Raw genomic sequence first — 7,443 nt, forward strand, 5'->3', positions numbered from 1 at the left:
CGCGGTGCGAAGCACCGACTCCGGGGAGGCACCGCGCTATTTGGCTTTTAACACCAGCGGATTCATCTTCAGCTTATCGTACTCGGCCACCCACGAAGAGTATTTCTCCGGCGCGGCCCAGACGCGATAGTGCAGACGCGACAGCGTAACCGGGTCGCTCAGCAGCACCAGACGACGATCGCGGTTCAGCTTATCCGGCGTTTCGTTCAGCGCCTGTTCAACGTGGCGATCGCGGGCGATCTCCAGCACGTGGCTGGCACGGTGACGCGCGGTTGCCATCGCCGTTGACAGGGCGTTAAACGACGGGTTAAACACCGCGTGCATAAAGCCATCGTCGAGCACCCGAGCGCGGTTCTGTTCCAGATACGCTTCGGTGTCGGCCAGCACTTTCGGCGTGCTGTACTCTTCCGGAATCAGGAACAGCTTCCAGCGTTTGGTGCGCAGACCCACGGTCGAGCGGCTGGAAATCACCGACACGAACGGCGACAGAATCAGCGAGAACACGATCGGTGCCAGCCAGAACAGGAAGCGCAGATCCAGCCATGCCATGCCAACCGCCCACACCAGCCCCAGCAGCAGCTGAGAACCGTGACGCATAAAGGCTTCGCTCCACGGCGTGGAGTCATCGTCACGCTGCGGCGAGTTCCAGACCACTTCCCAGCCGAGGAACGCGCTGACCACGAACACGGTGTGGAACAGCATACGCACCGGCGCCAGCAGTACCGAGAACAGCACTTCCAGCAGCAGTGAAATGGTAACGCGCACAAAACCGCCGTACTCTTTCGAGCCTTTGCACCACACGAGGATGATACTCAGCAGCTTCGGCAGGAACAGCAGCACCATGGTCGAGGCAAACAGCGCAATCGCCAGCTCAGGGCGCCACTGCGGCCATACCGGGAACAGCTGACGCGGCTGCAGGAAGTACTGCGGCTCGGTCAGCGCGTGCACCACCTGCAGCGCGGTCGACAGGGCCAGGAACATAAACCACAGCGGCGCGGAGAGGTAGGACATCACGCCGGTCAGGAACACCGCGCGGTGAACCGGGTGCATCCCTTTCACCAGGAACAGGCGGAAGTTCATCAGGTTACCCTGACACCAGCGGCGGTCACGCTTCAGTTCGTCCAGCAGGTTCGGCGGCAGCTCTTCATAAGAGCCCGGCAGATCGTAGGCAATCCACACGCCCCACCCGGCACGACGCATCAGCGCGGCTTCAACGAAGTCGTGCGACAGAATCGAACCGGCGAAGTTACCGTCACCCGGCAGCGGCGCCAGCGCGCAGTGCTCAATAAACGGCTTCACGCGGATAATGGCGTTGTGGCCCCAGTAGTGCGATTCCCCCAGCTGCCAGAAGTGCAGCCCGGCGGTAAACAGCGGGCCGTAGACGCGGGTCGCAAACTGCTGGCAGCGGGCGTACAGGGTGTCCATCCCGGAAGCGCGCGGCGAAGACTGGATGATCCCGGCATTCGGGTTCGCTTCCATCAGGCGCACCAGGTTGGTCAGGCAGTCGCCGGACATCACCGAGTCGGCGTCCAGCACCACCATATAGCTGTACTGGCTGCCCCAGCGGCGGCAGAAGTCATCGATGTTACCGCTTTTACGCTTCACGCGGCGGCGGCGGCGGCGATAGAAGATCTGCCCTTCCCCCTGCACCTCGGCAATCAGCTCCATCCAGGCCTTTTGCTCTGCGACGCAGATATCCGGGTCGTAGCTGTCGCTGAGGATATACACGTCGAAGTGCTTCTGCTGGCCGGTGGCTTTTACCGACTCCCAGGTCGCACGCAGACCGGCGAATACGCGGGACACGTCTTCGTTACAGATAGGCATAATCAGCGCCGTCCGGTGTTCCGGATTCAGCGGCTCATCGCCCACGGTAGACGCAGAAATACTGTACTTATCGCGGCCAATCAGCAGCTGCAGGAAGCCCATCAACGCGGTCCAGAAACCGGCGGAGACCCAGCAGAACAGCACGGCGAAGAGGATCAGGATCCCGGTTTGCAGCAGATACGGCAGCAGCTGCATAAAGGAGATCCACAGATCCTGCCCCACCATATCGGCCGGGTTGATCAGCGCCCAGCCCTGATACGGCAGGATGGTCTTCATATACCAGGTGGCGACCACGGTCTGCGCCAGCGTCAGGATCAGCAGCGTATAGCGGCGTAAAGAACCGACCGTACGCCATTTTGCCTCACGCTCCTGCTCTTCTTTCGTCAGGCGAGACAGGTAGCGCGGGGTGACATCGCGGCCACGCAGACGGTCCCAGAAGCGGCCCACCGGGTTGGTGCGCCACGGATCCGGGAACATAGACGAACGCGTTGCCTTCGGCATCGCCTGCAGCTGGGTGCGCCCTTCTTCGTCTTTGATGAGCTGATCGCCACCCACAGCATCGGGCCAGCTCTCTTTCAGACGCGCTTTGACGGACGCCAGCGGCGTGTCGTCATCGCGGGAAATCGCCTGATGCTCGTCATCCAGCGCTTCGTGCACGGCGCGCAGCGTCGTGTCCGGGAGCGCCGCTTTTTCTGCATCCGTAAGCGACAGTGCGTCGATATACTTCGTTGTCTTATTCATTTGCAGGCAGCTGATAGCTCCAGGTTTCACTCAGCGCTTGGTCCGCGTTGACCAACGCAGCGCGCATTTCAGTGGTTTTCTTCGGATCTTTCACCTTCACGCGCAGCGTTAAGCGCCAACCTTTGGTTACCGGGTTATAGCGCACGCTGTTTTCAACGATTTCACCGTTATCACCAATGCTGGCCTGCGCCGTTACCGGCGTATCCTGCGGCATTTTGCGCATATCGGCGCCGGTAAAGTCGACGATAAACGCCAGCGTACCGTCCGGCTGACGAATCAGGTTCGACTGCTTCACATCACCGGTGGAACGACGGGTCTGCATCACGTAGGCGTTATCCGTTGCGTGCAGTTTGTCTTCGTCGCGGGTAAAGGTGATGGTGTACTTGTAGTTCATCTCTTTACCGGCTTCCGGCAGCTTGTCCGGCGTCCAGTAAGCGACGATGTTATCGTTGGTTTCGTCATTGGTCGGAATTTCAACCAGCTCAACGGTACCTTTACCCCAGTCGCCTTTCGGCGTGACCCAGGCGCTCGGGCGCAGATCGTAACGGTCGTCGAGATCTTCAAAGCGCGAGAACTGACGGCCACGCTGCAGCAGGCCGAAGCCCTGCGGGTTTTCGGTCGCGAAGCTGCTGACGGCCAGATGTTTCGGGTTGTTCAGCGGACGCCAGATCCACTCGTCGTTACCGGCGTGGATCGACAAACCGTTAGAGTCGTGCAGTTCCGGGCGATAGTTGGTCGCGGCGGAAGGCTGGTTCGGCCCGAACAGGAACATGCTGGTCAGCGGCGCAACGCCCAGTTTACCCACCTTGTCGCGCAGGTAAATTTTTGTTTGTACGTCAACAACGGTATCGCGACCCGGCATCACCACGAAGCGGTAAGCGCCGGTCGCGCGCGGGGAATCCAGCAGCGCATAGATAGTCAGACGCTTATCGGTCGCTTTTGGACGCTCGATCCAGTATTCACGGAAGCGAGGGAACTCCTCACCGGACGGCAGCGCGGTATCAATCGCCAGACCGCGGGCGGACAGACCATAAACCTGCCCCTGACCCAGCACGCGGAAGTAGCTGGCGCCCAGCATACTGACGATTTCGTCGTTTTTATCTTTGCTGTTGATCGGGTACAGCACCTTGAAGCCGGCGAAGCCAAGATCCTTCACGGTGTCTTTATCGTGCTTAACGTCACCGAAGGTGAAGTAGTCCGGGCTGTACTTAATCTTGCGCACGGTAGTGGCGGTGACTTCATTGATCGTCACCGGCGTGTCGAAATACATACCCTGATGGTAAAATTCGAGCTTAAACGGGGTCTTTATTTTGCTCCAGTAGGCTTTATCGTGGTTGAACTGGATTTGCTGGTAGTCCGCATATTTCATATCGCGGAAGACGGAAGGCAGGTTGCTTTTCGGCGCTTCATAGCTCTTTTCCGCCAGCGACTTAGCCTGCTTTGCAACGTCATCAATAGTGAATGCCCATGCAGATGAGGTACACAGGGACAACATTATGGCTGCGCCTAACCAACGCAGTTTCATCATCTGTGGTTTCTGTTTCATATAACTAAGCACTTCCCCCTTTGTGTGCTTAAATCGATCCGATCCATTTTACTGGAAATTCAAGCAATCCGACAACATAATCCCCATATTGTTCAGCACGGTGGCTTAGATATTAAGCAACCGTCGACCTTGCTTTGCACTTTGCGTGCTTATCCTGGAGACAGGTAACCAGAGTTCGTGTAGGGTTGCCAACGAATGTAAACTTTATTGTCTTAGTCCGTAAGGCGATTAGTCTGAGAATCGTACCTAACCCTATGAATAACAAACCCGCACAGCGTGAATATTTTCTCGACTCTATTCGGGCCTGGCTGATGCTGCTGGGGATCCCCTTCCACATTTCGCTCCTGTATTCGACCCATACCTGGCATATGAATAGCCCGACGCCGTCGTGGTGGCTGACGCTTTTTAACGATTTTGTTCACGCGTTCCGCATGCAGGTGTTCTTTGTCATCTCCGGCTACTTTTCCTACATGCTTTTTTTGCGCTATCCCGTCAAAAAGTGGTGGAAGGTGCGCGTCGAGCGGGTAGGTATTCCGATGCTGACCGCCATTCCGCTGCTGACGCTGCCGCAATTCCTGATGCTGCAGTACGTTAAGGGTAAGACGGAAACCTGGCATACGCTGTCGTTTTACGAAAAATATAATACGCTGGCCTGGGAACTGGTGTCGCACCTGTGGTTCCTGCTGGTGCTGGTGGTACTGACCACGCTGGGCATTCTGGTCTTCCACCAGATGCGCCGTCGCCAGATGCGCCGCCGGGCCGATCTTTTTGACAACATGACGATGGGCAAGCTCACGGTCATGTTCCTGCTGTTGGGGGTGGTCTACGCCGCCGTTCGCCGCACGCTTTTCCTCATCTACCCGCCGATTCTGAGCGATGGGCTGTTCAACTTCGTGGTCATGCAAACGCTATTTTACGTGCCGTTCTTTATTCTCGGCGCGCTGGCGTTTATTCATCCGAAACTCAAAACGCTGTTCACCACCCCGTCACCGTGGTGCATCGTCGCGGCCCTGCTCGGGTTTATCGCCTATCGCCTGAACCAGCACTACGGCTCCGGGGACGCATGGATGTATGAGACGGAATATGTGATTACGATGGTGCTGGGCCTATGGATGGTGAACGTGGTGTTCTCATTCGGGCACCGCATGCTGAACTTCCAGTCCGCACGCGTCACCTATTTCGTGAATGCGTCCTTATTCATCTATCTGGTACACCATCCGCTCACGCTGTTCTTTGGCGCGTGGATTATGCCGAGCATTAGTTCAAATACGCTCGGCTTCCTCAGCGGGCTGGTCTTTGTCGTTGGCTGCGCGCTGGTGCTGTACGAGATTCATCTGCGCATCCCGTTGCTGCGCTTCCTGTTTTCCGGCAAGCCGCAGCAAAAGGCACCTAAACCGCAGACGGCGGGCCATTAGGTGTTAGCATCGTTGGCCAGCACGGGGATCCGCGTCTGGCCAAGTATCTCCTGATACAAGCGGGTTGTTTCATCATCAAAGCAGACAAACAGCACGATCTCCGGCAGGCTGCGGCGCGTAAGAAACGCCGCTACCGTACTGATGGCAATTTCAGCCGCCTCCCGATGAGGATAGCCGTAAGCGCCGGTTGAAATGGCCGGAAAGGCCAGCGTGCGATAGCCATTATCCAGCGCCAGCTGCAGGCTGTTGTAGTATGCCTGCTGCAGCAGCGATGCCTCCTGCGCTCCCCCACCCTGCCAGACCGGCCCTACCGTGTGAATAACGGCTTTTGCCTTCAGGTTTCCCGCATGGGTAATGACCGCATGCCCCGTCGGACAGGTACCCTGCTGCTGGCGAACAACGGCACAGGCCTCCTGCAAGGACGGCCCGGCGGCGCGATGAATTGCGCCATCAACGCCCCCGCCGCCCATTAGCGAAGGGTTGGCAGCATTGACGATAACATCCACCTCAAGGCGGGTGATATCTCCCTGCAGCACCTGAATTCTTTCGGTCATGCTCACGATCCTCATACTTAGACAAAGCGATTATCTACCATAGACAACGCGATTCGTCATTTCGTTTCGGGCTATTTGTACTCGACGATCAGGACCGCTGCGTTTTCCTCCTTGTTAACCCATTGCAGCCTCGCGGTACTTTTTTCATTGACGATCTGCTGCCCCCGGATCAACGTTTTGATCGGCACGACCTGCACATGATTTCCGCCGTCCCGATAACAGCTCACACTCATTTTCGTCGATGAAGGTTGATAGTCGCAGGGAGGATCAACGATTTCGCCGCGGAAGTGGATAACCCCGCTGTTTGCCGCCAGCGCGCTGAAACAGGAAACGGAGATCAAAGGGACGATAACGCTGATAAATCGAGTGAATGTTTGCATGGTAACTCCCCGAAAGTTAAGTTCGTCCCTGAAGACGTGGTATCCAGGATCGCTAATTCGTCACGAGCACTCAAAATGTAAACATCTTCTTTACATTAGTCATACCCACAGGCTTTTGCAACTGCGTTTTACATAGGAAATTTATAGAGTTACTAATACTATCGGTAGATTCCTGTAGTTCTTTATGGTGGCCTGAAAATATAAAAAAGGCCGTAACGTCTGGGTTACGGCCTTTTAATTAATTGAACTCATATCATTAACTCGTTAATCGTGTTTTATCGATTAGCGGAAGTTACAGCCAACCGCTCCTGGCTGGTTGCACTTCGACGATCTTGAACCGTTGTTATCTGAACCACTTCCGCCCAACAGCCCACCGCGGGCGCGCGTTACGGTTACGCCTGAACCCCCGCTGTTGCCACCAACATTGGTGCCGCCGCCGTTGTTACCGCCGCCGTTGTTACCGCCGCCGTTATTGCCACCGCCGTTGTTGCCACCACCGTTGTTGCCACCACCGTTGTTGCCACCACCGTTGTTGCCGCCGCCGTTGTTACCGCCGCCGTTGTTACCGCCGCCGTTGTTGCCGCCGCCGTCGTGACCGCCACCATGACCGTGTCCTCCATGACCGCCGTGGTTACCATGATTGCCATGACCGCCGAACGGATTGTGACCCTGGCCGCCGCCATGGCCGCCACCCCAACCGCCTCCGTGACCGCCACCGTTGTGAGCACCACCACCGTTACCATTGCCATTTCCATTGCCATTATTCCCGCTTCCGTTGCCTCCGCCTCCGTTGCCATTACCATTCCCGTTATTGCCATTTCCGTTGCCGCCGTTGTGACCACCACCACCGTTACCATTGCCATTTCCATTGCCATTATTCCCGCTTCCGTTGCCTCCGCCTCCGTTGCCATTACCATTCCCGTTATTGCCATTTCCGTTGCCACCGTTGTGACCACCACCGCCGTTGTCACCGCCGCCGTTGC

The 7,443-nt window shown here is 57.0% G+C and carries 7 protein-coding genes; 2 read left to right on the forward strand and 5 right to left on the reverse strand.

The genetic code is table 11. The features are described from left to right. Positions 1-36: 36 nt before the first annotated feature. Together mdoH and mdoG are read right to left on the reverse strand one after the other, a co-directional pair. Entirely contained in the window at positions 37-2,565 is a 2,529-nt protein-coding gene (mdoH, locus tag ACK5JN_RS01675; RefSeq protein ID WP_416868555.1) for a glucans biosynthesis glucosyltransferase MdoH, read from the reverse strand. Then, a complete protein-coding gene (mdoG, locus tag ACK5JN_RS01680) occupies positions 2,558-4,093 on the reverse strand; it encodes a glucans biosynthesis protein MdoG (protein WP_416868556.1) in 1,536 nt (511 codons plus the stop codon). The genes mdoH and mdoG overlap by 8 nt, the downstream gene beginning before the upstream one ends. A 272-nt stretch (positions 4,094-4,365) precedes the next feature. Here mdoG and mdoC point away from each other — a divergent pair, with 272 nt between their 5' ends. Next, positions 4,366-5,526 carry a glucans biosynthesis protein MdoC gene (mdoC, locus tag ACK5JN_RS01685; protein ID WP_416868557.1) on the forward strand — a complete coding sequence of 387 codons (1,161 nt, stop codon included), beginning with the start codon at positions 4,366-4,368 and terminating at the stop codon, positions 5,524-5,526. Here the strand turns inward: mdoC and ymdB are convergent. From ymdB to ACK5JN_RS01700, 3 genes are all read right to left on the reverse strand, one after another. Further along, complete coding sequence (gene ymdB, locus ACK5JN_RS01690; RefSeq protein WP_416868558.1) at positions 5,523-6,080, reverse strand: O-acetyl-ADP-ribose deacetylase; 558 nt, start codon at positions 6,078-6,080, stop codon at positions 5,523-5,525. The genes mdoC and ymdB overlap by 4 nt on opposite strands. A gap of 71 nt (positions 6,081-6,151) precedes the next feature. Next, the gene (locus tag ACK5JN_RS01695; RefSeq protein ID WP_416868559.1) at positions 6,152-6,460 is read right to left on the reverse strand and encodes a hypothetical protein; all 309 of its coding nucleotides are present in this window, start codon (positions 6,458-6,460) and stop codon (positions 6,152-6,154) included. A 392-nt stretch (positions 6,461-6,852) separates the two neighbouring features. Continuing rightward, entirely contained in the window at positions 6,853-7,080 is a 228-nt protein-coding gene (locus tag ACK5JN_RS01700; RefSeq protein ID WP_416868560.1) for a hypothetical protein, read from the reverse strand. Between ACK5JN_RS01700 and ACK5JN_RS01705 the strand changes: the two genes are divergently transcribed. Beyond that, positions 7,079-7,443, forward strand: a 365-nt coding sequence (locus ACK5JN_RS01705) for a hypothetical protein (RefSeq protein WP_416868561.1), incomplete at its 3' end; no start/stop codon positions are given. The genes ACK5JN_RS01700 and ACK5JN_RS01705 overlap by 2 nt on opposite strands.

This window comes from Kluyvera sp., from assembly GCF_047971185.1.
In the GTDB taxonomy this organism is placed as follows: Bacteria; Pseudomonadota; Gammaproteobacteria; order Enterobacterales; family Enterobacteriaceae; genus Kluyvera.